26 protein-coding genes and 1 pseudogene are annotated in these 25,611 nt (G+C 65.8%); 12 read left to right on the top strand and 15 right to left on the bottom strand.

The window, feature by feature from the left end:
• Positions 1 to 50: 50 nt before the first annotated feature.
• From ACX80G_RS03165 to mtrA, 6 genes are all read right to left on the bottom strand, one after another.
• Positions 51 to 1,262 (bottom strand): winged helix-turn-helix domain-containing protein, encoded by a 1,212-nt coding sequence (locus tag ACX80G_RS03165; protein ID WP_459305543.1) that lies wholly within the window; start codon positions 1,260 to 1,262, stop codon positions 51 to 53.
• 35 nt (positions 1,263 to 1,297) lie between these two features.
• Positions 1,298 to 2,026 (bottom strand): ribosome hibernation-promoting factor, HPF/YfiA family, encoded by a 729-nt coding sequence (hpf, locus tag ACX80G_RS03160; RefSeq protein ID WP_459305542.1) that lies wholly within the window; start codon positions 2,024 to 2,026, stop codon positions 1,298 to 1,300.
• Positions 2,027 to 2,185: 159 nt separating this feature from the next.
• Entirely contained in the window at positions 2,186 to 3,067 is an 882-nt protein-coding gene (locus ACX80G_RS03155; protein ID WP_459305540.1) for a ComF family protein, read from the bottom strand.
• Positions 3,068 to 3,178: 111 nt separating this feature from the next.
• Positions 3,179 to 4,900 (bottom strand): LpqB family beta-propeller domain-containing protein, encoded by a 1,722-nt coding sequence (locus tag ACX80G_RS03150; protein WP_459305539.1) that lies wholly within the window; start codon positions 4,898 to 4,900, stop codon positions 3,179 to 3,181.
• A complete protein-coding gene (mtrB, locus tag ACX80G_RS03145) occupies positions 4,890 to 6,524 on the bottom strand; it encodes an MtrAB system histidine kinase MtrB (RefSeq protein WP_459305537.1) in 1,635 nt (544 codons plus the stop codon). The genes ACX80G_RS03150 and mtrB overlap by 11 nt, the downstream gene beginning before the upstream one ends.
• Before the next feature lie 76 nt (positions 6,525 to 6,600).
• On the bottom strand, positions 6,601 to 7,278 hold the full coding sequence (gene mtrA, locus ACX80G_RS03140) for an MtrAB system response regulator MtrA (protein WP_171584106.1): 678 nt from the start codon (positions 7,276 to 7,278) through the stop codon (positions 6,601 to 6,603).
• A 150-nt stretch (positions 7,279 to 7,428) separates the two neighbouring features.
• On the opposite strand from mtrA, the gene ACX80G_RS03135 reads away from it, so the two are divergent.
• Genes ACX80G_RS03135 through ACX80G_RS03105 form a run of 7 tightly spaced genes read left to right on the top strand, consistent with a single transcriptional unit; the run spans position 7,429 to position 14,578 of the window.
• Positions 7,429 to 8,676 carry a DUF7847 domain-containing protein gene (locus ACX80G_RS03135; RefSeq protein ID WP_459305535.1) on the top strand — a complete coding sequence of 416 codons (1,248 nt, stop codon included), beginning with the start codon at positions 7,429 to 7,431 and terminating at the stop codon, positions 8,674 to 8,676.
• A 19-nt stretch (positions 8,677 to 8,695) separates the two neighbouring features.
• Positions 8,696 to 9,382 (top strand): DUF4129 domain-containing protein, encoded by a 687-nt coding sequence (locus ACX80G_RS03130; RefSeq protein ID WP_459305533.1) that lies wholly within the window; start codon positions 8,696 to 8,698, stop codon positions 9,380 to 9,382.
• On the top strand, positions 9,382 to 10,611 hold the full coding sequence (locus ACX80G_RS03125) for a DUF4350 domain-containing protein (protein WP_459305531.1): 1,230 nt from the start codon (positions 9,382 to 9,384) through the stop codon (positions 10,609 to 10,611). The genes ACX80G_RS03130 and ACX80G_RS03125 overlap by 1 nt, the downstream gene beginning before the upstream one ends.
• A complete protein-coding gene (locus ACX80G_RS03120) occupies positions 10,608 to 11,603 on the top strand; it encodes an AAA family ATPase (protein WP_459305529.1) in 996 nt (331 codons plus the stop codon). Before ACX80G_RS03125 ends, ACX80G_RS03120 begins: the two co-directional genes overlap by 4 nt.
• Positions 11,604 to 11,614: 11 nt before the next feature.
• Complete coding sequence (locus ACX80G_RS03115; protein WP_459305528.1) at positions 11,615 to 12,907, top strand: DUF58 domain-containing protein; 1,293 nt, start codon at positions 11,615 to 11,617, stop codon at positions 12,905 to 12,907.
• The gene (locus ACX80G_RS03110; RefSeq protein ID WP_459305526.1) at positions 12,907 to 13,905 is read left to right on the top strand and encodes a phosphotransferase; all 999 of its coding nucleotides are present in this window, start codon (positions 12,907 to 12,909) and stop codon (positions 13,903 to 13,905) included. The genes ACX80G_RS03115 and ACX80G_RS03110 overlap by 1 nt, the downstream gene beginning before the upstream one ends.
• A gap of 1 nt (position 13,906) precedes the next feature.
• Positions 13,907 to 14,578: a DUF4166 domain-containing protein gene (locus tag ACX80G_RS03105; protein WP_459305525.1), complete on the top strand. Its 672-nt coding sequence runs from the start codon at positions 13,907 to 13,909 to the stop codon at positions 14,576 to 14,578.
• On the opposite strand, the gene ACX80G_RS03100 is transcribed toward ACX80G_RS03105, so the two are convergent.
• The 7 genes and pseudogenes from ACX80G_RS03100 to ACX80G_RS03070 form a co-directional block, all read right to left on the bottom strand.
• Positions 14,575 to 15,600 (bottom strand): uroporphyrinogen decarboxylase/cobalamine-independent methonine synthase family protein, encoded by a 1,026-nt coding sequence (locus ACX80G_RS03100; protein WP_459305523.1) that lies wholly within the window; start codon positions 15,598 to 15,600, stop codon positions 14,575 to 14,577. The genes ACX80G_RS03105 and ACX80G_RS03100 overlap by 4 nt on opposite strands.
• Positions 15,590 to 15,964: a chorismate mutase gene (locus ACX80G_RS03095; RefSeq protein ID WP_459305522.1), complete on the bottom strand. Its 375-nt coding sequence runs from the start codon at positions 15,962 to 15,964 to the stop codon at positions 15,590 to 15,592. The genes ACX80G_RS03100 and ACX80G_RS03095 overlap by 11 nt, the downstream gene beginning before the upstream one ends.
• A 53-nt stretch (positions 15,965 to 16,017) precedes the next feature.
• Positions 16,018 to 17,157, bottom strand: a complete 1,140-nt coding sequence (gene mnmA, locus ACX80G_RS03090; protein ID WP_459305520.1) for a tRNA 2-thiouridine(34) synthase MnmA — start codon at positions 17,155 to 17,157, stop codon at positions 16,018 to 16,020.
• Between the two features lie 10 nt (positions 17,158 to 17,167).
• Positions 17,168 to 18,379 carry a cysteine desulfurase family protein gene (locus ACX80G_RS03085; protein WP_459305519.1) on the bottom strand — a complete coding sequence of 404 codons (1,212 nt, stop codon included), beginning with the start codon at positions 18,377 to 18,379 and terminating at the stop codon, positions 17,168 to 17,170.
• Positions 18,380 to 18,410: 31 nt separating this feature from the next.
• On the bottom strand, positions 18,411 to 18,710 hold the full coding sequence (locus tag ACX80G_RS03080) for a hypothetical protein (protein ID WP_459305517.1): 300 nt from the start codon (positions 18,708 to 18,710) through the stop codon (positions 18,411 to 18,413).
• Positions 18,711 to 18,906: 196 nt separating this feature from the next.
• Positions 18,907 to 18,990 (bottom strand): annotated as a pseudogene (locus ACX80G_RS03075) (hypothetical protein); the annotation flags it as partial.
• A 200-nt stretch (positions 18,991 to 19,190) separates the two neighbouring features.
• Positions 19,191 to 19,916 (bottom strand): pentapeptide repeat-containing protein, encoded by a 726-nt coding sequence (locus ACX80G_RS03070; protein ID WP_459305516.1) that lies wholly within the window; start codon positions 19,914 to 19,916, stop codon positions 19,191 to 19,193.
• Between the two features lie 12 nt (positions 19,917 to 19,928).
• Here ACX80G_RS03070 and ACX80G_RS03065 point away from each other — a divergent pair, with 12 nt between their 5' ends.
• The 5 genes from ACX80G_RS03065 (at position 19,929) to ACX80G_RS03045 (ending at position 23,872) form a co-directional block, all read left to right on the top strand.
• Entirely contained in the window at positions 19,929 to 20,873 is a 945-nt protein-coding gene (locus ACX80G_RS03065; protein WP_459305515.1) for a J domain-containing protein, read from the top strand.
• 9 nt (positions 20,874 to 20,882) lie between these two features.
• Positions 20,883 to 21,350 (top strand): tRNA (cytidine(34)-2'-O)-methyltransferase, encoded by a 468-nt coding sequence (locus tag ACX80G_RS03060; RefSeq protein ID WP_459305513.1) that lies wholly within the window; start codon positions 20,883 to 20,885, stop codon positions 21,348 to 21,350.
• Between the two features lie 23 nt (positions 21,351 to 21,373).
• Positions 21,374 to 22,180, top strand: a complete 807-nt coding sequence (locus ACX80G_RS03055; RefSeq protein WP_459305511.1) for a class I SAM-dependent methyltransferase — start codon at positions 21,374 to 21,376, stop codon at positions 22,178 to 22,180.
• 249 nt (positions 22,181 to 22,429) lie between these two features.
• Entirely contained in the window at positions 22,430 to 23,047 is a 618-nt protein-coding gene (locus ACX80G_RS03050) for an ECF RNA polymerase sigma factor SigK (RefSeq protein ID WP_459305510.1), read from the top strand.
• Complete coding sequence (locus ACX80G_RS03045) at positions 23,048 to 23,872, top strand: anti-sigma factor (RefSeq protein ID WP_459305508.1); 825 nt, start codon at positions 23,048 to 23,050, stop codon at positions 23,870 to 23,872.
• Positions 23,873 to 23,884: 12 nt separating this feature from the next.
• Here ACX80G_RS03045 and ACX80G_RS03040 read toward each other — a convergent pair whose 3' ends face one another.
• Together ACX80G_RS03040 and ACX80G_RS03035 are read right to left on the bottom strand one after the other, a co-directional pair.
• On the bottom strand, positions 23,885 to 24,643 hold the full coding sequence (locus tag ACX80G_RS03040) for a PIG-L deacetylase family protein (protein WP_459305507.1): 759 nt from the start codon (positions 24,641 to 24,643) through the stop codon (positions 23,885 to 23,887).
• Between the two features lie 5 nt (positions 24,644 to 24,648).
• Complete coding sequence (locus tag ACX80G_RS03035; protein WP_459305506.1) at positions 24,649 to 25,596, bottom strand: electron transfer flavoprotein subunit alpha/FixB family protein; 948 nt, start codon at positions 25,594 to 25,596, stop codon at positions 24,649 to 24,651.
• Between the last annotated feature and the right edge of the window lie 15 nt (positions 25,597 to 25,611).

Genomic DNA, 25,611 nt, shown 5'->3' with positions numbered 1-25,611 from the left:
GTCTACGGGAGAGACGTCTTGTCCTGTCTAACCAGCGGCGTTAGCCCCCACTATTGGAGGGAAACTGCCAGCTTCAGGGCCGCAGCCAGATCACCGTATTCTTCGACAACCACAGCGTCGAGGTCCAGCCAGGACGCCATCAGCCGCAACTCGGCCGCCAGCTCGACTGCGGTATCGGCTGGTGCGTCAGGCTCACTGTGGCTGCCGCGCACCAGCAACCTACCGGCGGCGCGATCCGCTTTGAGGTCAACCCGGGCGGCCATCGTGTCGCGCAACAGGAACGGCAGCACGTAATAGCCGTAGCGCCGCTTCGCGGCCGGGGTGTAAATCTCGATCCGATAGTCGAACCCGAACAATTCCGACAGCCTGCGGCGCTCGAAGATCATCGAGTCGAAGGGGCTAAGCAACGCCCTTCCCTCAGCCTTCCGGGGTAGCACCGAGGCCACGTGGCGGAAGGCGGGCCGGTTCCACCCCGTAATGGTGACGGGCTCAAGGGCGCCGCTGGCGACCAGCGCCTCGATCGCCGTCGACGTCGGTTTGAGGGACAGGCGGAAATAGTCGGCAAAACACCTGACGGTCCCCACGCCCAGCGCGCGGGCCGACAACTCGGTCAAATGCAGTCGTGCCTCGTCGGGATCCACGTTCATTGATACGGCCGAGGAGTCAGGCAGCACACGCTCAGTCAGCGCGTACCGCCGCTCGAACGACACAGTGCGCTCCGCCGCCGACACCTGTCCCCGTTCGAACATGTCTTCAAGGACGCGTTTGACCGAGTTCCAATTCCAGCCCCAATGGTCTCTGTTCCGGGCTTCCGTGTGACCCACCCGGAGCTGCAGTTGGGGTGCGGTCAGTGGACGGCTAACGGCCAGCACCGCACGGATCCGGGCGCGAAGTGACTCCCTGAGGTCAACGGGTACCGCACTGGCGCCGACCCATCGCCGCTCCTGCAACGGGAGCAGGTAGGGGAACAGGTCCGGTCTGATGAAGCTGGCTTCATGGGCCCAGTACTCGACCATCCGGCGCGGCGGGGTGCTGGCAAGGCGGTCGAGGAGGCCCCGGTCATAGGGTCCTAACCTGGCGAACAACGGAAGATAATGGCTGCGGGCCAGCACGTTGACCGAATCGATCTGTAGCAAGTGAAGGCGATTGAAGGTAAGGCCCAACTGCCGCGCCGTGGCGGGGCCGGTGGGCCTTACCCGAGCCAATCCCTGGGCCTCAAGCGCAATACGCCGGGCCTGGGACAGGGTAAGGACGGTGGTCATCCTTCGACCCTACTGGGGTGCATCCCCAGAACGGGCTACATCGAGGCTGCAGCCTCCCGAGCCCGGTAGGCGAGAAGTTCCTCGCGCGGGTCTTCGGTTCCCTCGGCGCACCGGGCGTCGAGGGTGATGACGCCGTAGGTCCACCCTTGTCGGCGGTAGGCAACCGAGGGAGCGCCGGTTGCCGAATCGACGAAGAGGTAGAAGTCGTGTCCCACCAGTTCCATGTTGTCGACCGCGTCCTCGAGGGCCATCGGTGTGCCGGAGAAGACCTTCCGGCGGATCAGCACTGGCGAGTCGCCCGCTGGAATGTCATTTTCAATCTCATAATTGTCGACGACGCTGCCGCTGGGCTCAGGTGGTGCCTCGGTGGATTGCACTTCGAGGTACAACGGGGCGGTAGTGCTGGCGGGTTCAAGATCAGCTGTGGCTTCGCGGACGGCCGTAGGGGTGTGGCGTCCGTGGTGGACCTTCCGCCGGTCTCTGGCACGGCGGAGTCTCTCAAGAAGCTTGCTATAGGCAAGGTCGAAGGCTGCAAATTTGTCAGCCGCTGACGCTTCAGCCCGGATCACAGGCCCCTTGGCCAGAACAGTGAGTTCGACGGTGAGTGAGCTGTCCGCATTGCGCGCGCTCGGCTCCTTGGTGACTTTAGCTTCTAGCCGCTGCACCTTGTCGCCAAGCTGCTCAATCTTGTCGATTTTTTCCTCGGCGTACTCCCGAAATCGGTCCGAAACTGACAGATTTCGACCACTGATCAAAAACTCCATGGTGTCCTCCAAAATCGCTTAGGTGACACAACAGCGGCCGGGGAGTCGTGCATCCAGCCGCTGTCGACGGATATCCAAGTTCGTCGAGATACCCATACCTCACGTTAGTTCACCCGCCCCTGATATTCATCCTCCAGTGGTTGTTTTTTTCCGCGAGTTTCATTCGGTGCGCGACGGCGGCTCGGTCGCGGCGACCACCGCCGCCCCTGCCACGTGCGCTCCATGGAGCCGCAGGACCCGGGTCACCTCGGCGATCGTGGCCCCGGTGGTCAGCACATCGTCAACGACCAGGCAGACCGCCCCCGGGATTGGGTCCCGCCGGCTCCGCACGGTCATGGTGAACCGGACGTTGGCGCGTCGCTGGGCAAGCCCCAAACCCTTCTGAAGCTGCGGACGACGACGGTGGCCAGCCAGGGCCAGAGCCGCCGACCGGGCGACACCCCGGTACCCCACTAACCGGGCGGGACGGGATCCAGCGGGCAGTTCACCGCGCCGTGCCAGTCCGTCGAGAAGCAGTCCAAGCGGATCGTAGCCGCGCCTGCGCATTGACGATGCCTTGGCTGGCACCGGCACCAGGAGGATCTGGGTAGCTGCGCCGCGCTCCCGTAACTCCGCGACGGCCGTGTGCAGGGCGCCTGCAAGTGCCGTCTGCAGTGGCCGACCCACAGCTGTTCGGTGGTGGTTTTTGTAGGCCAGGAGCAATCGTGCAAGCGACGACCGGTAGTGGCCCGCCGCTGTCACCGGCAGCGGGTCACCGAATCCGGATGCCGGCGCCGTGACCCCGGGCATCAGGGCCTGAGGTAATGCCGGGGCACCCCCTTCAGCACCGAAGGGTTGGACGGTGGCCTTCCGGATTTCCCTCAGGCACCCGGGACACAGCGGTGCCGCAGAGGCCCCGCACACGGCGCAGTCGGCGGGGAACACGAGGGACCAGAAGTCGCGGACGGCGTCGGCGGCTCGCTGCACCGTCGGCCGCAGCCGGGCAGTGTCGAGGTAGTCGGTGACGCCAGCCCACGGCGAAGGGGTTCGGGAACCGTGCATGGCCCGACTCTGCCAGTTCGCCGCGCGGGTACGCGGGCATTCCTGGCGTATGTGGACAACGTCAGCCAGCCGGCTACGGCCAGCCAGCACTCCTGGGCGCCGGGGTGCCGATCAGCCGGGGAACGCCGGATCCTGGACGCCCTCAACCGGCTCGTCCGACCAGGTGTCCCCGACCCTGTTCCTGACCCCCTCGGGCGTCGCGGCGAAGATGGCAGTGGGGCCGGTGCCCGCACTGAGGTGGGTAATGCCGGCGAGCGGCGACAACGCCTCGGCCGTCCCATCGAGGCCGAGAAACTCAGCGGTAACCTCGCCCTCCGCGGAAGTCGCAGCAACAATGACCGTGTCCTCGTTTACCCACTTGGCTGTGGTCACCGGGCCGCCCGCGAAAAGCTCCCGGGGGGTGCCCAGACTCTGTGGCGCTCGGTCATTGTTGCGCACTATACCGGCGAGCAGCACTCGACTGACGCCGTCCTGTTCGGTCACCACCAGCACCCTGGAGCCGTCCCTCGACACTCGCAGTTCCAGCACTTCGGCCTCGGACAGCCACGGGGCGGTCACCGACACGGCATTGTCCTGGGTGCCACCGGGCGGAATGGCAGACACAGTGGAGTCCTGCCCGTCGGAAGGAGTGCTGGCCGTCCAGACCCAATTGTTCGGATCGAAGCTCGGTGCAGTCAGATTCCTGCCAGTCACCGCGAGCAAGATTTCCTGATCTGGCCCGGTGGTGTACAGCCGGGTGCGGTTCCCATTGAGGAAAGCGAAGTCCGATTCGTTCAGGGACATCGCGGGGTCCTGGGGGTCCAGGGCTGCTACCGACGGTACACCGTCGATCGGGACGGTTTGGTCGGTTTGGTAGAGGAACAACTCGTTCCCGGACACCACAATCTGCTCGTTGCCCACGGGCGGGTCACCCACCGGGACGATGAGGTTTGGATGGGGCACTTCGTCACCGAGAAAGACTGGTTGCCCCACCGTCATCTGCACCGAATTGACGGTGTTCAGTCCTGCCAGGTTGACTCGCAACTGCTGCTGCATCTGCTGGCGGATCAGGTCGCTGGTGTCCTGAAGAATGTCAGCTGACAGGTCGACTGTTGCAGTGCCGTTGACGATCGGTACGGACTCGACGCCGAGGGTGGTGCCTTCAGGGAACGCACTGGTCACCGATCCTTGCAGGTAGGGCGCTGGGCCCTCGAGCATCGCCTCGACGATGTTCGCGGCGATAGCGGCCCGGTTGACGAACCACCTGACGTCCGGTACCCAGTGCTCGAAGGAGCTGCTGTAGAAGTACAGGCTGTAGGTTTCCAGCAACAGGTCCGCCTCGGTCGAGGAGATCATGATGCCGTCAGGAATCGCGGTAATACGCCACTGGCCGTCAGCGTTTTGCACCAGCTCCGCGGTGAGAGTCTCAGTGGTCGTGGCTTCGGCACCTGTCCGGATGCCTTCGGCGTTGATTGTCCCCTCAACCTCAAGCTGAATCTGAAACACTCCCTCAGTGGGAGTTGTCGAGATCTGCGGATCCGAGGTGTAGATGATGATGCGCTCTTCGGGCTGCCACTCCCTCGCGAATTCCTCGGTAAGATAGTCGCGGGCAATTTCGTAGTCCCCCTCGGCCCCCGTCCCGGCCGTGACAAAGGATCGCAGTAGCGACTCCGGCTCTGCGTCCTGGCGGGGTCCCAGCGGATTGAAGATCAGCGGATCAGAGGTGCCGGATCCGACGGTAACGACACCGACCGGTCCCGAGACGGGAATCGACGAACATCCGCTGATAACGAGCAGCAACGGCAACAGGAGGAACACCAGGGATTGACCCGGTGATCGGCGCTTAACGGGCATCGTGGGGTTCCTTGACCATCGTGTTCGACTGTGCCGACTCAGGGGACGCCGCGACCGCCGGTCGCTCGGGTAGCCCGCCCTTGCGTGGTGGCAGGGGCAGCGGCGACACCTTGAGCACCGACTCGCTCACCTTCGGCAGGGTCAGACGGAAGCAGGCACCTTTGCCGGGAGACCCCCAGGCCTGCAGCCAGGCGCCGTGCAGGCGGGCATCCTCGGTGGCGATCGACAGGCCCAGTCCGCTGCCACCGGTGGTGCGCGCCCGGGCTGGGTCCGCTCGCCAGAACCGGTCGAAAACCCGTGACGCCTCGAGCGGCGTCATACCGATGCCATAGTCCCGGACGGCGACGGCTACGGCGTCCGGGTTGGAAGCGATATAGATGGTGACCGGCTTCCCTTCACCGTGCTCGAGGGCGTTCACCACCAGATTCCTCAGGATCCTGTCGATCCGGCGGGGATCCCCCTCGACCAGGCATTCAGTCTCGCGTGAAACGATTGACAGCTCGGAACCGCACGCGTCCGCGAGTGGTTGAGCGCCGTCAATGACGTGCCGGACCACCTGGAAAATGTCGACCGACTCGGAATCGAGCACCGCCGCACCAGCGTCGAACCGCGAGATTTCCAGCAGATCAGCGAGGAGCGCCTGGAACCGCTCCACCTGGTTGTAAAGGATCTCCGCTGAGCGACGATTGATGGGATCAAAGTTGGCCCGGGCGTCATGAAGCACTTCGGCTGCCATTCGAACGGTGGTCAGCGGGGTACGAAGCTCATGGGAAACATCTGATACGAAGCGCTGCTGCATCTGCGACAGCCGGGCAAGCTGAGTGATCTGGTCCTGAAGATTCTCGGCCATGTGATTGAAGGACGCGCCCAATCGGGCCACCTCGTCCTCACCCTTAACATCCATCCGTTCCTCCAACTGACCGGATGCCAGCTTCTCGGAAACCACCGCCGCGTGGCTGACCGGCCCCACCACACTGCGGGTCACGAACCACGCGATAGCCCCAACGATCAGCAGCAGCAGGGTGCCGGCGATCCAGATCACCCCGTGGATGTAATCCAGAGTCGATTGCATCGACGACAGGTCATAAATCAGGTAGAGCGCGTACTCGGTCTGGGCTGGCGGCAGCGTCACCTTGGTGCCGAACGCCAGTCCGGGCACCAACTCGCCTGACTCGACGAACGAGGTGGCCGACCAATACTGGTCGTGTCCGGACCGCACGGCGTCAACCATCGCTGGCGGGATTGCGCTTGATTCTTGCAGGCCGTCACTGCCGAACGGAGCCATGTAGATCTCGGTGCTCTGGCCTGGCACAAACGCCAAAATGAAGCGGCGGGGGGCATCGGCGCCCCCACCCTCAAGGCTGGGCAAGGTGTCCCGGACCAGCAGCGCGGTCGAATCACGGTCGGTCGTCGACGCGCTGCTGAAGATCGCCCCCACTTCAGTCAGCCCGTTGCTGGACTCAGCCTTGAACTGTTCGAAGCGTTCCTCGTAGAGACCACTGGCGATCTGATTGGAGAGGAACGCGCCCACGGCAGCGAAGGCCAGGGCGGTGAGTAGCAGGGTGGAGACCACTGTCCGGAATTGCAGCGAACGGCGCCACTGCCGGGCCGTACGCGACAGCATCGTCCGGATCCAGGACCGGACTTGCGACGTCAGGTCGCTGAGCCTGCCCCGAACCCGAGCTGAAGCGCGCTCCAACCTACCCCTGTCCTGCCTTGTATCCGACGCCGCGGACCGTCAGCACAATCTCTGGCGCCTCGGGATCCCGCTCAATTTTCGACCTCAACCTCTGCACATGCACGTTAACGAGCCGGGTATCGGCTGCGTGCCGGTACCCCCACACCTGTTCGAGCAACAGTTCCCGGGTGAAGACCTGCCACGGTTTGCGTGCCAGAGCCACCAGCAGGTCGAACTCCAGCGGGGTCAGCGAAATACGGTCGCCGGCACGGACTACTGAATGCCCTGCCACGTCGATGGTGACTTCGCCAATTCGCAGGGTCTCGGGCGCCTTCTGGTCGCCCGGGCGGAGCCGTGCCCTGACCCGGGCCACCAGTTCTGCCGGTTTGAACGGCTTGGGCACGTAGTCGTCGGCCCCGGACTCGAGCCCCCGCACAATGTCGGAGGTATCGGATTTTGCCGTCAACATCACGATGGGAAGATCGGACTCGTTGCGGATCTGCCGACACACTTCGATACCGTCGATACCGGGGAGCATCAGATCGAGCAACACCAGATCGGGTTTGGAGCTCCTGAAGATTTCCAGTGCCTGGGAACCGTCTGCACAGAACACGGGATCGAATCCGTCGTTGCGCAGTACGATGCCGATCATCTCGGCCAGTGCTTCGTCGTCGTCTACGACCAGAATGCGTGCCTTCATATCTCCATAGTCTCCCATTGCTGCCGCAATGTTGTACTGCGGCCCGGGCTCCGCGCGCCCCACCACAAACGAGTTCCCCGAAAACCCTCCCGGTAACTATAGTTCTAGGAGATGGGATCACGAGACGATCGAAAGTTACCGGGGGACAGGATGAGCAACAATCCGCACGACGGTGAACCAGCCGATCGCTCGCGGGACGGCGCACCCGGCCCACACACCCAGCCACCCAGCCAGAATGCCCAATGGGGCCAGCCGGCACAGTGGGGACAGCAGCCTCCCCCGGCCCCCCAATGGGGAGCCCAGCCTGGCTGGCAGGGTGTCCCGCACGGGCAGTTCCGCGGCTACCAGGCGCCACCCAAGCCGGGCATCATTCCGCTGCGACCCCTGGGTCTTGGCGAGATACTCGACGGCGCGTTCCAGGCTTGCCGGAAAAACCCGCTGGCAACATTTGGCACGGCAATCCTGTTCCAGGTGCTGATTTCAGTGCTGATCCTGCTCCTGACCGTCGGACTGGTCGGCTCGCTCGCCCAGCTTGACCCGAACAACCCTTCGTTGGATCAAATCACTGGACTCGCCGCATCGGCAATTTCCGTCGGCACAGCGATTATGGTGCTCAGTAGCGTAGGAGTCCTTGTCCTCCAGGGGGTGCTGGTCATCCCGATTGCCCGCGCTGTGCTGAACGAGCGCACCGGTTTTGTGCAACTGTGGAAGCTGGCCGCCCGGCGGATCCTGCCCCTGCTTGGGCTGGGGTTCCTCCTCCTGCTCATGATCGTCGCCGGCCTCGCCATCCTCGTGGTAGTCGCTGGGCTACTCGCCGCGGTGCTCGGCCAGGACGCGATCTGGATCATCGTGCTCGGGTTCCTTGCCTCGCTGGCTCTGATCATCTGGCTCAGCATCAAGTTCGTGCTCGCTCCGGCGGTGCTCATGCTCGAGGGCGCCGGACCGCTCACGTCCCTGCGCCGGTCGTGGACACTTACCACCCGCAACTGGTGGCGGACCTTCGGAATCCTCATTCTGACCAGCATCATCGTGTCGATCATCACCTCGGTGATTTCCACCCCGTTGAGCTTGCTCGCCACCCAGTTCGTGTCCTTCAGCGACTCCCCCGCTGCGCTGGGGGAAGAGCTGATGGCCTCACTTCCCATCCTTCTGGTCGCCCAGCTGATCACCGCGGTCTTCGGCGCCATCGGCTACGCGTTCCAGGCCGGAGTGACCGCCCTGTTGTATGTTGACCTACGGATTCGGCGCGAGGGATTCGACGTCGTCCTGCTCCGCGAACACGAGGAAGCACACGCCGGTCGGTTCACTCCCATCCCGGGCCAGTCAGCCAACCCCGGCGGACAGCAGTTTGGGCACCGCCCCGGCGGTCCACCAGCCCCGCCCGTCCACGGCGCCTGAGCCTGATGCGGCCGCAGCCATGCTGATCCGAGCGATTCCCACCACCGTGCCGTTCGTCAGTCACAGCGCTGTGGTGCCCGACGACGACGAAGCACATCGATGGCTCGTCGACGAACTGGCCGAGGGGCGGTACCAGGAAGCCGGACCCAACTTTCTGGAGCGCATCGCCACGGCCATCCTCGAATGGCTGGGGTCCATCTTCGCCGGGCTCCGGCCTCTGGAGGCCGGTCCCGGCACCCTCGTGCTGGTCCTTGGTGCGGCGGTAGTGGTTGCGGCGGCGGTGTGGCTGATCAAACCCCGCCTCAATGCCAGCCGGACCGTACCGGCGGCGGGAGTGTTCACTGGTACAACCGTGCTCACCGCTGGCGAGCACCGGCAACTCGCTACCGCTGCCGCAGGATCCCAGGAGTGGGACGTTGCTCTCACCGAACGGCTGCGGGCGGTCATCCGGTCCGCCGAGGAGCGGGGAATCATCGACCGCCAGCCTGGCCGTACGGCCGCAGAGACCGGGGTCCAGCTTAGGGCGGCCTTCGGCCCGACGGGCGATGGGACGGCGTGGCTGGCCGACAGGTTCAACGAGGTGCACTATGGCAACCGGTCCACAGACGGCTCCGACTACCTACGGGCCACCGCCATCGACGATGTGCTATCTGGTGCCCGCCCGGCTGCGCACCCGTCGCCACCGGATCTGGTGGCACCCCGCTGATGGCTTCCCAGAATGCCCCAAACATCAGCGCCCAGAATGCCGGCACCGAAGACAGCGGCACCGAAGTGACCGGCGACGGCGGAAGCGCGGGGCAGACGGCCGCGACCCGCCTGCGCCGCACCGGGCCCTGGCTGGCCCTCGGGATCCTGCTGATCGCAGTGGTGCTGGTGGGGTTCCTGGGCCGGTCGGGGCAGGACGGCGGCGTGCTCTCCCCGGTCAACCCCGCGCCAGCGGGAGCCATGGCCCTCGCCGAGGTCCTTGGGGAGCGGGGCGTGAAGGTGATTCGGGCGGAATCCCTTGAGGCCGCCGCGGCAGCAACATCGGGAGGCGCCACCCTGCTGCTGCACGACCCCGATTCCTGGCTCGACGCCGATCAGCTGGAATCCCTGGACGGGCTGGCTGACCGGCTGGTACTGATCGAGCCGGACAGCCTCGTGCTGGGCGCGCTGGCACCGGAGATCCGGCAGGCGGGGCTGATTCCCGACGCGGAGGACCTACCGTTACCGGCTGCCTGCGGGGTTGCCGATGCTGTCGCCGCCGGCAGTATCACCGCCGGAGGTTTCGCCTACCGGGCAGACGCCAACTGCTTCCCGCCTGCCACCGCGCTGGGCGGTCCGCCGTCGGGCTCCTATGCTACGACCGCCGACCAGACCGTCGTCGCGCTGGGCAACGGAAGCATCCTCAGCAACGAGACCATCGATCGGGACGGTAACGCCGCCCTGGCCCTCCGCACCCTCGGCATCAGCCCGGTCGTGGTCTGGTATCAGCCGACCGCGGCCGACCTTGCCATCAGCGACTCGCCCGTCGACCCGCTCACTCTGCTTCCCGACTGGGTGAACCCGGTCATGCTGTGGCTCCTGGGCACCGCGTTGCTGGCAGTGCTGTGGCGGGGACGGCGGCTGGGTGCCCTGGTGGCGGAGCCGCTCCCCGTGCTGGTACGCGCCGCGGAGACGGCAGAAGGGCGGGCCCGGCTGTATCAGGATTCGTCGTCAGTTGACCGGGCCGCCGCGAATCTTCGCGCCGCCACGCTCCTCCGGCTCGCCTCCCGGCTTCGCCTGCCAGCCACCAGTTCAGTGCCGGCGGTGGTGGACGCCGCGGCGCGGCACACCACCCGGCCGGCCGCTGACCTGGATAAACTCCTGCGCACCGACGCGCCCACTTCCGACGCCCACCTCGTGCGGTGGAGCCAAGACCTTGCCGCCCTAGAGAAAGAGATCGACGCGAGATGAGCCACCAGTTTCCGACTCACCAAGACTCACCGGTATCAGCCGCTGGCCCGGAACGCCAGGCCCTCCTGAACGTTCGTTCGGAGGTGGCCAAGGTGATTGTGGGTCAGGATGCGGCAGTGACCGGGATGCTGATCGCCTTGCTAGCGAACGGGCATGTCCTGCTGGAGGGTGTCCCCGGGGTGGCGAAAACGTTGCTGGTACGCACCCTCTCCGCCGCCCTGAACCTGGACACCAAGCGGGTCCAGTTCACCCCGGATCTGATGCCGGGCGATGTCACAGGATCTCTCATCTATGAGGCACAGAGCTCGGAGTTCACCTTCAGGGAGGGCCCGGTGTTCACCAATATCCTCCTGGCTGACGAGATCAACCGGACACCGCCCAAAACCCAGGCGTCCCTGCTGGAGGCGATGGAGGAACGGCAGGTGTCGGTCGACGGAGTCTCTCGTGCCCTTCCCGACCCGTTCATTGTCGCTGCCACCCAGAACCCCGTTGAATATGAGGGGACCTATCCCCTGCCGGAGGCCCAACTGGACCGTTTCCTCCTCAAACTCACCCTCTCGGTGCCGGACCGCGACGACGAAATCGAGGTAATCCGCCGGCACAGCACCGGCTTCGACCCACGAAACCTCGCTGCCGCGGGAGTCCGCCCGGTGGCTTCGGCACAGGACCTGGCCGACGCCCGCCGCTCGGTGGCGTCGGTGGCGATCGCCCCCGAGGTGATCGCCTACATTGTCGACGTGGTGCGGGCCACCCGGACCGCGCCGTCTTTCCAGCTGGGTGTTTCCCCGCGCGGCGCCACCGCGCTGCTGAACACCGCCCGGGCGTGGGCCTGGCTTTCCGGGCGCACCTTCGTGACGCCCGATGATGTGAAGGCCCTCACCCTCCCGGCGTTACGCCACCGGGTGTCGATGCGGCCCGAAGCCGAGATGGACGGCGTCGACGTGGATGACGTTCTGCTGGGCATCCTCGCCACCGTCCCCGTCCCCCGCTAGGGCCGTCCTGGATGACCATCACCGGACGGTTCGTGCTTGCGGCGTTGCTCGGAACACTGCCCGTGGCGCTGTATCCCGGCGCGGTCTCAATTATGATCTGGGCTGCCGCCCTCGTGGCCGCCGCCGGGCTGGACCTCGCGCTTGCCGCTTCTCCGCGCAGGGCCGGTTTGAGCCGGACCCTGCCCGACAGCGTCCGGCTCACCGAAACCTGCACCAGCACCCTGACGGTCCGGAACTACTCACGACGCCGGCTGCGGGCCGAAGTGCGCGAAGCGTGGCAGCCGTCGGCAGGCGCCATCGACGCGGTCCAGCACGTCTCGGTTCCCGCGGGGGAATCCCGGCAGCTCGTGATCACGCTGCTCCCCGAGCGGCGTGGGCACCTGCGCGTTGAGCACGTGACGCTCCGCAGTTTCGGCCCGCTCGGGCTTGCGGCACGGCAGCTCAGCGTCCCGGCGCCGGGCCTGCTCCGGGTGCTCCCCCCGTTCCATTCCAAGCGACACCTGCCTTCCAAACTTCGCCGGTTGCGCGAGCTCGACGGTCGGGCTGCTGTGCAGATCCGCGGCGCTGGCACCGAGTTCGACTCACTCCGCGACTATGTCCGGGGCGACGACGTGCGCTCCATCGACTGGCGCGCCACGGCCCGCCGCCGGGACACTGTGGTGCGCACCTGGCGTCCCGAACGTGACCGGCGGGTTGTCATCGTGATGGACACCTCACGTACCTCGGCCGCCCGGATCGATGACGAACCCCGGCTGGACACCAGCATGGAAGCGGCCCTGCTGCTCGCCGTCCTGGCGCAACGCGGCGGCGATCGCGTGGATTTCCTGGCCTTCGACCGTCGCCCCCGCGCCCGGGTCGACTCTGCGGCAAAGGGAAACCTGCTCAATTCCCTTGTCAGAGCCATGGCTCCGCTGGACGCCGAACTGATTGAAGCCGACTGGTCGCGGGTGCCCGGCCAGGTGCGTTCCATCTCGTCCCACCGGTCGCTGGTCGTGTTGCTGACGTCGCTCGATTCCGGATCGGTGGAGGAGGGCCTGCTGCCGGTTCTTGCCGGGCTGACCTCTCAGCATGTGGTGGTGGTAGCCTCGGTCAGCGATCCGCGACTGGAGGAGATGCGCGGCGAGCGCCGGTCGGCGGCCGATGTGTACCGGGCGGCGGCGGCCGAACGGGCGCTGCTTGACCGGGCGGCGGTCACAGCACAGCTCCGCCAGCTCGGCGCCGAAGTGGTCGATGCAGCCCCGCATGAGCTCCCGCCGCTGCTTGCTGACATGTATATCCGGCTCAAAGCGGCGGGACGACTCTGATGCTGCCGGCAACACTGGTGGATTACACGCAGACGGCGCGCCGCCTGCCCTGGACGGCACTGCCCACGGCGGTCTGCCAGCACTTCGCGTCGGTGCTCGACGCTCCGGTGGAGTCCGCCGCGGCGGCCGGCGGCGGATTCACCAACGGTTTCGCAGCGGTCCTCTCCGGCGCGGGCCGGACCTTGTTCGCGAAGGCCGCACCCTCGACCGACAGCCACATCTTCGCTGCCTATGTGCGGGAGGCGGAGGTCCTGACGAACCTCCCCACCGGTCTTCCAATCCCGCTGCTGCGCTCCGCAGACCGGCTCACCGTTGAGGGAATCGACTGGCAGTTGCTGAGTTTTGAAGCGGTCAACGGGTACATGCCGGGCCGGCCATGGACAGCCGCTGACCTTGGCGCGGTCCACCACTCGCTGCTCGTGGTGCAATCGGCACTGCGGCACCTTCCTGCCGGCCTGTCCGGCGGGTCAATGGTCGACGAGTTTTTCGGGGACCGGCCAGCCACCGATGTCTTCGGGCAGTTCGCCCGGAACGGCGGGGCTCTCCCCTACCTACCCCGGCTCACCACGGCACAGCTGGGAGACCTACAGGAGGTGGCTTTGCACGGCAGGGAAGCCCTCACCGGTGACTCAGTCCTGCACAACGACCTCCGCGCCGACAACATCATCATTCGCGCCGCCGGCCGGAAACCAGCACGGGCCCTCTTCTGCGACTGGAACTTTCTGTCAACCGGCCCTGCCTGGGCAGACTGGGTGGCGCTGCTGGTGTATCCGCACCACGCGGGGATCGACGTCGACCGCTGGCTGGCGGAGTCGCCGCTGAGCGCTGGAGCCGCCCCCGACCACATCGATGCCTGGCTGGCAATACTCGCCGCCTACATGATCACCAGCGCAGCGCAACCGGAGCTGGCCACCAGTCCCCTACTGCGCACCCACCAAAGATTTACCGCCCGAATCCTGATCGACTGGCTCAGTGAACGACGAAAGTGGGACCTCTAACATGCAGTCCATTTACCAGCGCGCCCTGGGCGCCGACTTCGACCGGCTGCAACCCGAACTCCAGGACTATTTCGGCCTGCACGCTGGCGCAGGCCAGGCCGGCGTGGGCAGCGGCACCTTCGAGGTGGCGGGCTGCCCTGCCTGGTTTGTCCGCCCGTTCTTCAGGCTGGCCGCCGCAGAAAACTCATTCTTCCCCGAGTACGGAACGAACATCCGCTTCCACATTGTCAATTACCCGCACACCGACCCATTCGGCCGGTCGTCGCTGACCGCCCGCCGGGTGCTGCACTTTCCGGGAGTTGACCGTCTTTTCGAGGACACCACCTCGGAAGAGCAAGGGGAACTCCTCGACTACGTGGGGGCGCACCGGATGACACTGACGGACCTCACCTGCTCGGTCACCCCCGGGGGCCGAATGCGCATGGTGTCGACCCGGACCCGCGTCTTCGCCGGCCCGCTGCGCCTGCCGGTCCCTGACATCGTCGGCGCCCAGGCCTACATGGAGCAGTGGTGGGATGACGACGCCGGCCGGTTCCGGATCCAGACCAAGGTAATCCACCGGCAACTGGGCACACTGCTGGTGTACGCCGGAGCGTTTGACTACCATCTGGTCGACTTCGACGGCGTCCTGCCCCCCGGGGCTAAACCCCTCCGGTGGGAGCGGCGCAGCTAGGCCCCACCCACCTCCTGGTTCAGCGCGTCGGCCGCCTGGGTCAGGCGGCGCAGGACGTGAGCGGCAGCGGTCGGTGAGACGCCGTCCAGTCCGGCGTCGGGGGTCAGCCGCAGTTGAGCCAACCGGCTCAGGGGCAGACCCAGCATGCGCCACGGCGTCAGCACGGCACCGGCCAGGGCCGACACCCCGGGAACGGCGGCCGGCCTCGGCACAATTCCCGCCCAGAGTTCGCCACCCGCTTCAAGATGCGCGGCCAGCTGTTCCCATTGCGCCATGGACAGCCCCGCCACCGGCAGTGCAGCGGCGGTCACTGTGCTGGTAGCCAGCACGTCCAGGGGTGCGCGGTCGGCGGGAAAGGACACCGCGACGGTCCCCGCCCCGACACCGCGGACGGCGTTGGCTACAGCATCCCAGGCGTCGGCGGTTTCCTGATCGGGCACCGCACGCAGGGTCCGGTAGCCACTCGCGGTGGGTACGCCACCCGCCAGGATGTCGGCAATCTCGGGCTCGTCCAACTGGACCTGCACCAGGGCGCCCGGCGCCACCGAGCCGATCCTGGTGATGAGGTCGGCTGCCCCGGCCGCCAGGGAATCCCTGATCTCACGGCGGGCGCCCACATCGAGCAGCGCACGTTCCCCGCTGTGCAGGTGCAGGTTTGCTGCGAGGGACAGCGGTCCCCGAAAGTGAATCTTCAACGCCGGGGATGGCCCGGATTCAGCGCCAATCAGGTCCCCGAGGACGTTGAGGTCAGTCGAAAGCGCCGACACCGCCCTGCGGTGGTCCTTACCTGCCCGGTCGACCAGACGCCAGCCGTGCGGCTGCAGATCCACCGGCAGCTCCACCAGGATGGCGGCGGTGCGCCCCACGGCGTCGCTCCCCACCCCGCGCTGCGGCAGGGACACCAGATGGGGCAGGTGAGGGTCACCGAGTTCGCCGCGCACCACCCTCGCCGATTCCAGCGGGTCGGTTCCCGGCCAGTCGCCGAGAGCCGTTGCGGTGACCTGTGCGGAGCTAGGCTCCACTGCTGTCCTCGGTTGGCCGCCGGTTCTCGGAGAGCGCCTGATGGTGGCGGATCACCTCGGAGATGATGAAGTTGAGGAACTTCTCGGCGAAGGCCGGGTCAAGGTTCGCTTCCTCGGCCAGCGCCCGCAGCCTGGTGATCTGGGCTGACTCACGGTCAGGGTCACCGGCCGGCAACTGGTGCTCAGCCTTCAGTATTCCCACCCGCTGCGTCGCCTTGAATCGCTCCGCCAGAAGGTAGACGAGTGTCGCGTCGATATTGTCGATACTGCTCCGCACCGATAACAGTTCAGCCATCACCTCGGGCTGTACCTGCCCAGCGAGCGAGCTCGCCGCCGGGTTGTAGCCGCTGCTCGATTCAGTCATGCACCCAGTCAAACATCAGGTACAGACCGCCGACTAATCCAGCGTCGACATAATTAGGTGGCAGGCTGAAGTTCAGGGCGTTCCAGTGAACGTGCCGAGTCGAGGGTCGCCTGTCCGAGCACCCGGGTTCCCTGATACAGCACCACCGTCTGGCCTGGTGCGACGCCGCGCATCGGTTCGGTCAGCCGGACCACGAGTTCCGCCTGCCCGTCGCCGTCGTCCTCCAGCCAGGCCACAGCGTCCACCGGATCACCGTGGGCGCGTACCTGCGCCATGCAGTCGAACTGCATGCCGTTCACGACGGCGTCGATCGGCAGCCCCGCCCAGGACACTTTGATGCCGCGGAGTTGGTCCACCGCCAGCATCCGTTCCGGCCCGACGACCACTGTGTTCTCTTTCGGCCGGATCTCCAGGACGAAGCGGGGCTTGCCGTCGTCGGCGGGGGTGCCCAGCTTCAGGCCGCGACGCTGTCCCACGGTGAAGGCGTTGGCGCCCGGATGCGTTCCAACCTGCTCACCGTCGGTGTCGACAATCGCCCCCTCGGTCATGTCGATGCGCTCGGCCAGCCAGCCCCGGGTGTCGCCGTCGGGAATGAAGCAGATGTCATGGCTGTCGGGCTTGTTCGCCACCGACAGGCCCCGGCGTTCCGCTTCGGCACGGACCTCCGCCTTTGACGGGGTCTCCGCCAGCGGGAACAGTGAGTGCTTCAACTGTTCGTGGGTGAGGACGCCGAGCACGTAGGACTGGTCCTTCGCCCAATCCGCTGCGCGATGCAGCTCACGGTTACCGTCACCGTCCTCAATGACCTTCGCGTAGTGGCCGGTGCACACGGCGTCGAAGCCCAGCGCGAGGGCCTTCTCCAGCAGCGCGGCGAACTTGATCCGTTCGTTGCACCGCATGCAGGGGTTGGGGGTGCGGCCGGCGGCGTACTCGGCGATGAAATCGTCCACCACGTCCTCCTTGAACCGCTCGGAGAAATCCCACACGTAGTAGGGGATACCCAGAATATCGCAGGCACGCCAGGCGTCCCGCGAATCCTCGATGGTACAACAGCCCCTGCTGCCGGTGCGCAACGTCCCGGGCATGCGGGACAGCGCGAGATGAACGCCGACGACGTCGTGCCCCGCCTCGACGGCGCGGGCTGCGGCGACGGCGGAGTCCACCCCGCCGCTCATTGCTGCGAGTACCTTCATGAGTGTTCCTTCACGATCGAAAACCTGTTCCAGCTGTCTGGATGCTTGAGGCATGTCCGGCCATCCCGGCCTGCAGCGCCCGGTGGTAGGCCTCAGGCAGTGCTGCTCCGAGAGCTTCAACGTCCTCGGGGGTCGAGGTATGCCCGAGGGAGAAACGTTGGGCCCCCCTGGCCTCCGCTTCGGTCAGACCTATCGCGAGCAGAACGTGGGACGGCCGCGGCACCCCAGCCGTGCAGGCGGAACCGGTGGAGCATTCAACCCCCGCCAGGTCCAGCAGAAACAGCAGCGAATCCCCTTCGCAACCGGGAAAGGTAAAGTGGGCGTTCCCGGGGAGCCTGTGCGTGTGGTGCCCTCGGAGGACCGCCTCCGGCACTGCTGCTTCGACGACGCCGATCAGGCGATCCCGCAGGTCGGCGATGCGTGCGGATTCCCCGGCGAGGGTGCTGGTGACGTCGGCCGCAGCGGCAGCGAAGGCAACGATTCCTGCCGCGTCGAGGGTTCCCGACCGGACATCGCGTTCCTGACCGCCGCCATGCTGCACGGGGGTGAGCGTCACTGCCCTGCCGACGAAGAGTGCGCCGACACCCACCGGCCCGCCGATCTTGTGCCCGCTGACCGCCATGGTGGCGAGGCCCGAGCGGGCAAACGAGACCGGGAGGGACCCGAAGGCCTGGACTGCATCCGAGTGCACGGGGATGCCGTGCCGGGCCGCTGCTGTGGTGACCGCCTCGATGGGCTGAACGGACCCTATCTCGTTGTTGGCCCACATCACGGTGATCAACGCGATAGAGCCGGGGTCGTCGTCGAGCTCGGCCTGCAACGCGTCAAGGGAGAGGATTCCCTCGGCATCGACGGGGAGCCAGGTGACCAGTGCTTCCTCATGTTTGGCGAGCCATTCGACGGTGTCCTGCACCGCCGGGTGCTCGATGGCGGAGCACAGGATTCTCCGTCGACGCGGATCCTCGGTGCGCCGGGCCCAGTACAGACCCTTGACGGCGAGGTTGTCCCCCTCGGTGCCGCCGGAGGTGAAGATCACCTCGGAGGGGTGCGCTCCGGCGGCAGCGGCGAGCGACTCCCTTGAGTCCTCGACCACCCTGCGGGCGCGACGACCGGAGCCGTGCAGCGACGAAGGGTTGCCGTTGCGGCTCAGTTCAGCGGTGAGTGCGGCGAGCGCGGGCGCCGAGAGAGGCGTGGTCGCCGCGTGGTCCAGGTACACGGGCATCAGCCAATTCTAGCGGCTTCGGCCCGACACTTCATTTCCCTGCTCCCACCCCGGGTGATAGGAGGGCCGGCGCGAGTACTCCCCGAGCGTGGGGAACGACGTCGATCTGCAAGGGTGCCGCGCCCACCGGTTTGCCGCCAGCGAAGGCCATCACCCCGGCTACCTCTACCCTGACCGATCGGACCTGCTCGATCCGTACCGCCGGGTGGGACACGTGGGTGCCAGCGAAGAGCCTGGGCAGCATTGCAACCAGCTTGAGGCGGGAGACTGCGGAGACAACCAACAGATCGAGCACGCCGTCGTCGCACGATACGCCGGGGGTAATCCTCATTCCACCGCCGTTTGGCGCGGGCGTTCGCTATGGCGTCGAATCCTGCTGAACAGGCGCCAGCGAACCACTGGGCTACACCCTGATCCGCGTCACTCCGGATTCTTCCGAGATCTATACGTTGCGGCGGTGCAAGCAATGCCTTGTCGATGATGCTGGCTGCGGCCAGCGGATCCTGCAGCGGCAACCTGAGCATCCGGGCGACGTCGTTTCCGGTGCCGGTGGCCACAATCCCGAGCGGCACCACAGCACCCGCCAGCACGGTCGCGCCCAGCCGGACCATCCCATCACCGCTCACCACAATCAGGGCGTCCACCCCGCCGCTGGACTCCGCCGATCAGGCCAGCTTGAGAAGCTGCTGATAGGACGATCCGATCACGACGACGACGTCGTGGCCGCGGGCGCGGAGCTCCGCCACCGCGATGGTTCCCGCCTGCTGCGCGGATCAGGCCCCCGCCGCGGGGTTGATCGCGACCGCCAGTTTCACCGGATCACGGCGCCCAGTGCCTCGGCAATGCTCATGGCCTGCGCGACGTCGATCACCGCGCCACGCAACTGCAGGTTGTCCATCGAAAGCTCCCCCAGTTCGCTGCCGCGCAGGTCGGCATCGCGGAGCGGGGCGCCACCCCACTCGACGTTGGAGAGCCGGCAGTTCCGCAGTGAGGCTTTGGTGAGATTGGCGCCGGTGAAGTCGGTTTCGGTCAGCACCACCTCCGAAAAGTCCGCGGAGGTCAGGTCGGCGCGCACGAACGACACATAGGACCAGTTGCCGGCGCTGACCTTCAACGGCACCAGGGTCGAGTTTACGAAGGTACTGCCGGTCAGCCGGCACCCGATGAACGTTGAATCGAAAAAACTGCAGGACTCAAACCGGCAGCCGTCGAACGCTCCATCGGTGTGGGTGGATACATTGAACTTCACATTCCTGAACACACATTTGCTGAAGGTGGACCCGGTGGTCTGGAGTTCGGTGAAGTCGCAGTCGGTGAACTGCGACCCCGCGTAGTTCTCCCGGTGGAGTACTTTGCCGTACCAATCCTCGCCACTGATCATCATGGTGAAGATGCTACCGAACGCATTGGCCTTCCCCGCCGTTGAAGGTACAGCGGTCATTTGGTCGGTGGCCGGAAAACCGTCTACAGTCTTGCCCTGACGGGCCTCGGCCTGCCCGCCGCACCACCATTCATCAGCACGCTTGCCCGCCGACACTGAAAGGCCCCCATGGCGAACCTGTCCGACCGGACCCACTACGCCGTCCTGGGGTTATCGCCGGGGGCGACGGCCAAACAGGTGAAGGACGCCTATCGCCGAGCTGCTCGGTCAACCCACCCCGATGCAGGCGGAAGCGCAGAATTATTCCATGACGTGGCAGTAGCCTACGAGACCCTGGCCGACCCCGAACGTCGTCGCCGCTATGACCAGGGCCTCGGCGGAAGCGCCGCACAGCGTGTACCGGAAGCCTCCCGCGCCCCCTCCCGCTCGGCAGCCACCCCCGACCGGGCAGCTGATAGCGACGCCTTTGCACGGCAGCCGGTCTATCAGCCGCCGTTTTCCCCGCAAAGCCCACCGGTGATTCCCCTGACCCTGGCTGGCAGCCAGATCCACGGCACAGCCCGGCAACCCGGGTTCTTCGCACGACTTGGCCCCGGCAGTGGTTCACGGTACAACGGCGAGCGTCGCACCGCGGCGCTGCTCGAACACCGCTTCCTGGCAGGCTTCCCGGCGGCCCGGCTCGTCAATGGTCTGCGGTTCGGCGACGACGCTGGGACCGAGGCCGGCCATGCGGTGCTGGCGGGATACCGTTTGGCGGTGATCGATTCCCTTCAGGCCCCACCGGGAAACTACCGTTGGGATGGCAGTGCACTGCGTCACAACGGCAGGATCGCCGGTGACGTGCGCATCATCGAATCGGTCCGGCGGGTCCAGGACCTCTTCCCCGAATGCAACGTCCAGGGCTGGCTCGCGTTACACGGCGGGGATGGCAATCCATTTGAACCAATCGTCGACTACCCGCCGTCACTGGATAAGTCCGCGTTGACCAGCGTTCATGTGGCGAACCCCGGCACCCTGCTTCGCGAGCTCAAAAAATTCCTCGCCGGCGGACCGCAGCCGTACGTGGTGCAGTTACCGGTATTGGACCGGTTACTGCAGTACGCCGGGCGTTAGGATTGACACGTGTTCCGCATCCTCTTCTATACCCCCGAGATCCCCGGCAATACCGGCAACGCTATCCGGCTGGCTGCGGTCACCGGGGCCGAGCTGCATCTGGTGGAACCGCTCGGGTTCAGCTTCGACGACGCGAAGCTCCGCCGCGCCGGGCTCGACTACCACGATCTGGCGGTGCTACGGGTCCATCAGGACCTATCGAGCGCCTGGGCTGCTCTCGCCCCTGCGCGGGTGTTTGCGTTCACCTCGGACGGCGAGGAATCCTACGCCGACATTAGCTACCGGCCCACCGATGTCCTGCTGTTCGGGCCTGAATCGGTGGGCCTCCCCCTGACGGTAAAACAGGACCCACACGTCACCGCACGGGTCCGGTTGCCCATGCTCCCTTCCCGGCGCTCACTGAATCTCGCCAATGCTGCGTCGATTGTGCTGTACGAAGCCTGGCGGCAGCACAGCTTCGAGGGCACCGCCCGCTAATGTCACCCGCACAAGGAGCCTCCATGCCATCACGCCCCGCCGAAGAAGTGTTCGCCCCCGGCGCCGCGGACTTCGAACGTCTGGCTCCCGCGTTGTGGAATCCGATGGGGAACGCCGTCGCCGCGGCGGCCGACATTGCGCTGGGCGACCGTGTCCTCGACGTGTACTGCGGCAGCGGTGCCAGTACCATCCCCGCCGCCCAATCGGTGGGGCCCGATGGAGTGGTCGACGCCCTTGACCCGTCCGCGGTACTGCTCGACCTGGCGCGGGCAAAAGCCGATGCCATGTCGCTGACCACCATTCGGTTCAACACGGCGGAGGTGACCGGGTGGACCGCCGACGCCCCCTACGACGTGGTGCTGTGCTGCTACGGACTGACCCATTTCGCTGACCTGGCTGCGGGCACAGCGGGTCTGGCCCGGCAATTGCGGCCCGGCGGGCGGATCGCCCTCAGCACCTGGGATGCCGGTGCCCACGCCGGCTTCCGGCAACTGCTTGAGGAAGCATGTTCCGCCGAGGCGCCCGGCCGGGGCGCCTCCCGGTTCGAGCGGGAGATGGCCAACATCAGCCGGCTGGCGTCCGCTGACAACCTCGGCGATTGGTTGCTGGGCACCGGGTTCAGCACCGCTGGAGTCGATACCATTCCCCTTGAGGTGCCCCTGGACGGCGAAACCGCATGGTCGGTGGTTCACGGCACAGTGTTCCGCCACCTCCTGCCAGCAGACCCCGCAACCGTCGAACGGATCCGGTGCCGGTTCATCGACCGGATTGGCGACGGGTTTGTCCTCGATGGAGGCTCCCTGGTCGCTGTCGCGGAGACCGCCGACTAGCCGCGCAGCGGGAACATTTTGCTTCCGCTCCCATCCCAAGCGAAGCCTGCTCCGAATGATTAGTGACAGCAAAACATGATCTGTCCGCGTCGCTAAGTCAGCCACCCGGTCGGTGAAGGCCCTGTCCTCGGAACACAAATCAGGACGGTGATAGGGATGACAAGGCATATGGGAGGCACTGACCAGTTGATCCGCGCCGGGCGGTCGCATGCACCGATTCGCAGGCGGGGCGCTTTATGCTTGGAGTATATGGAAACGCCACGAGCCAGCAGAGCTACCCCAGCCGGTTCAGCAGCGAGAGGATTCGCCGTTGAACCCGATGCCGCTGCAACACTGACTGATCTCCTGCTCCGAGTAGCCGCAAAAGATCAGGAAGCGTTTGCCGCGTTTTACGCACAGACGTCCCGACGGGTGTACGGACTGGCGCGGCGGGTCCTGATCGATCCCGAACTCAGCGAGGACACCACCCAGGAGGTTTACCTTCAGGTGTGGAACCTCGCCGACCGCTTCCGCCCCGACATGGGGTCGCCGATGGCCTGGCTGATGACGCTGACCCACCGGCGGGCCGTCGACAAGGTCCGGTCGGAGCAGAGCTCGACAGACCGTGAGGCGCGCTACGGTGCCGCCATGCAGGACATCGATCACGACGACGTCGTCGACACGGTCACCCAGCGACTCGAGGCGGAGACGGTCGTCAAGTGCCTTGACACGCTCACCGAAACCCAGCAGGAATCGGTGAAGCTCGCCTACTACGGCGGCCTGACATACCGCGAGGTTGCCGAGAAGCTCGACGTCGCAATACCAACCATCAAATCGAGGATCCGCGATGGATTACTCCGACTCAAAACCTGTTTGGGGGTGAACTAGATGCAGGACCACACGTTTAATGACTCAGCCAATGATTTTGAGCAGGATCTGGCTGATGGCCGGGCAATTGAGTGGGCCGAAATGTACGCCCTGAATGCGTTGAGCGACACGGAGCAGACCTCGATCGAGAACTACATCTCCAGTGCCAGCCCGGCACAGCAGGAAGCCTTTGACGAACGAGTCCGCGGCGCCCAGGAGACTCTGGCACGCGCCTACGTGATCGATGGCATCGCGCCGCCTCCAGCCCTCCTCGATCGTATTCTGGCCCAGTTACCGGTTGAACTGCTAGCTCCGGGTACCCACGCCGCCGCACACGTCAACAGCAGTGAACCCGCTGCCACGAATGAACTGGCCGAACGACGCGACAAACGGCGCCGGACCACGCCCGTGGGGCGCTGGCTGGTCGCGGCTGCGGCCGCGGTGGTGATCACCGTGGGCGGTGTGAGTGTGGCACAGAACCTTCAGCCCACCTCTGTGGAGCAGGAAGTATTGCGGGCACAGGACCTTCAGTCGACCACCTTCACCATCCCCGCAGGCGGCACCGCCGAGCTGAAACTGTCGCGGGACGAGGACGCCGCAGTGATCACACTCAATGAGGTGCCAGCTCCACCAGCAGGGAAGGTCTACCAAATGTGGCGGGTTCCCACCGACGGTTCCAGCCCGGTATCCGTCAATACCATGACTGGCGACGACGTCGAGGACTCCCTGGTCACCACGGTTGAGGGTCTCGGCTCGGCGATGGGGTTCGCCATCACCGTTGAGCCAGATGGCGGATCCGAACGGCCTACCCTTCCGCTTGTTGCCGAGATCCCCTTCGAAGCCTGATGGCGGCCTGGCTTAGAACCCGGCGATGGTCTGGTCGGAATTGACCGGTACCACCTGGAAAACCTCAGCGCTGCGTCCCGCCGGGAGCCCGCCCCGTGCAGCGTTCTCCTGCAACAACTGACGCACCACCTCATCCATCCGGTCAACGTCAGGATGTTGACTGCTGTGGAAATGCAGGGCGCGGAGCTTGTCGTCGACAGTGTCTGTCATGTCCACGAAGTGGTTCTCGAGGTGGGTGGGACCGGCGTAGAGCCAAAGCCACGCCACTTTGTGACTGGCCAGCCCGGCCGCCTCCAGCTCGGGGAAAGCGAAAGGGTTTTCCGCCGCAGGATACACAGCGCGGGTTACCGCCTCGCCGCAGGCGAGGTGGTCCGGATGGCTCTTCTGGATCCTGTCCCAGTTGCGTTCGGGATGCAAGGACATCACCACGTCGGGGCGGGCCCGCCGAATCACCTCCACCACCCGCTTGACCAGGTCAGCGGATACGGCAAGGAACCCGTCACGCTCACCGAGATAGTGGACGTCCCCTACCCCCACGTGCCGGGCGGCACTCCGCTGCTCACTTCGGCGCAGCTCCACCATCGTGTCGCGTTGCACGGCGTCGAACCCGCCCGCGTCGCCGTCGGTCATAATGCAGTAGTCCACCCGGACTCCTGCCGCCGTCCATTGCGCCACCGTACCGGCGGCACCGAAGTCAATGTCGTCAGGGTGGGCCGCGAAACACAGGACACGGGTGATCCGGTGGTTGTCCGGGCCAAAGCTGATCGGCACGTCGGTTATGACCTTCGCTTGATGATCTCGGCCGTCGCCTGGGGCAGCACCTTGAACAGATCACCCACGATCCCGAAATCGGCGATCTCGAACACCGGCGAGTCGGCGTCCTTATTGATGGCAATAATGACCTTGGCGGTCTGCATGCCAGCCTTCTGCTGGATTGCTCCCGAGATTCCCGCCGAGATGTAGAGCTGCGGCGAGACGGTCTTCCCGGTCTGACCCACCTGCGCCGAGTGTTCAATCCACCCTGCGTCGGTCGCCGCACGGGAGGCTCCGACAGCACCGCCCAGCGCATCGGCCAGGTCCTCGACCGGTCCGAAATCGCCGTCGACCCCCCGCCCGCCGGCCACGATCACTCTCGCCTCGGTAAGCTCGGGCCGTCCACTGGCCGGCTTTGCCGTCCGCCCAGTGATCCGCGCCGTGTGGGCGGGTGTCACGGATTCCACCATGACGACGGCGGGGACGTCGCCCTCCCCCGCCGGTGGGACCTCAACGATGTTTGCCTTCACCGTGATGAGCGGGGTCCCGGTGGTCACCTTCGCTTCGATCGCGTAGGACCCGGCCAACACCGATTTCGTCACAGTCAGATCCTCACCCACGGAGACGGCGTCGGTGATGACCCCCGACGAGAGCCGGATACCGACGCGGGCGGCGATCTCCTTGGCTTCGACGCTGTTCCCCAGCAACACGGCGACCGGCTCCGCAGCCTGCACCGCTGCGGTAAGGAAAGCGACCTTGCCGGCCACCAGAAACTCCCCGATGTCAGGGGCCGTGGGCCGATAGACGGTGCGGACTCCCCGGGCGCCCAACTCTTGTGCCACGGCGTCCGGCAGGTCACCAACAAACGCCACAACAGCCTCGCCAATGGTTTTGGCGATCGTCAGCAGTTCCCGGTGACTCTTATGCAGGGCTTCACCCGGGTGATCAATCAAAACAAGAACTGTAGCCATTACGCTGGCCCCTTC

Source organism: Arthrobacter glycogeni (assembly GCF_054510815.1).
This window is presented reverse-complemented; position numbering and strand designations above follow the sequence as displayed.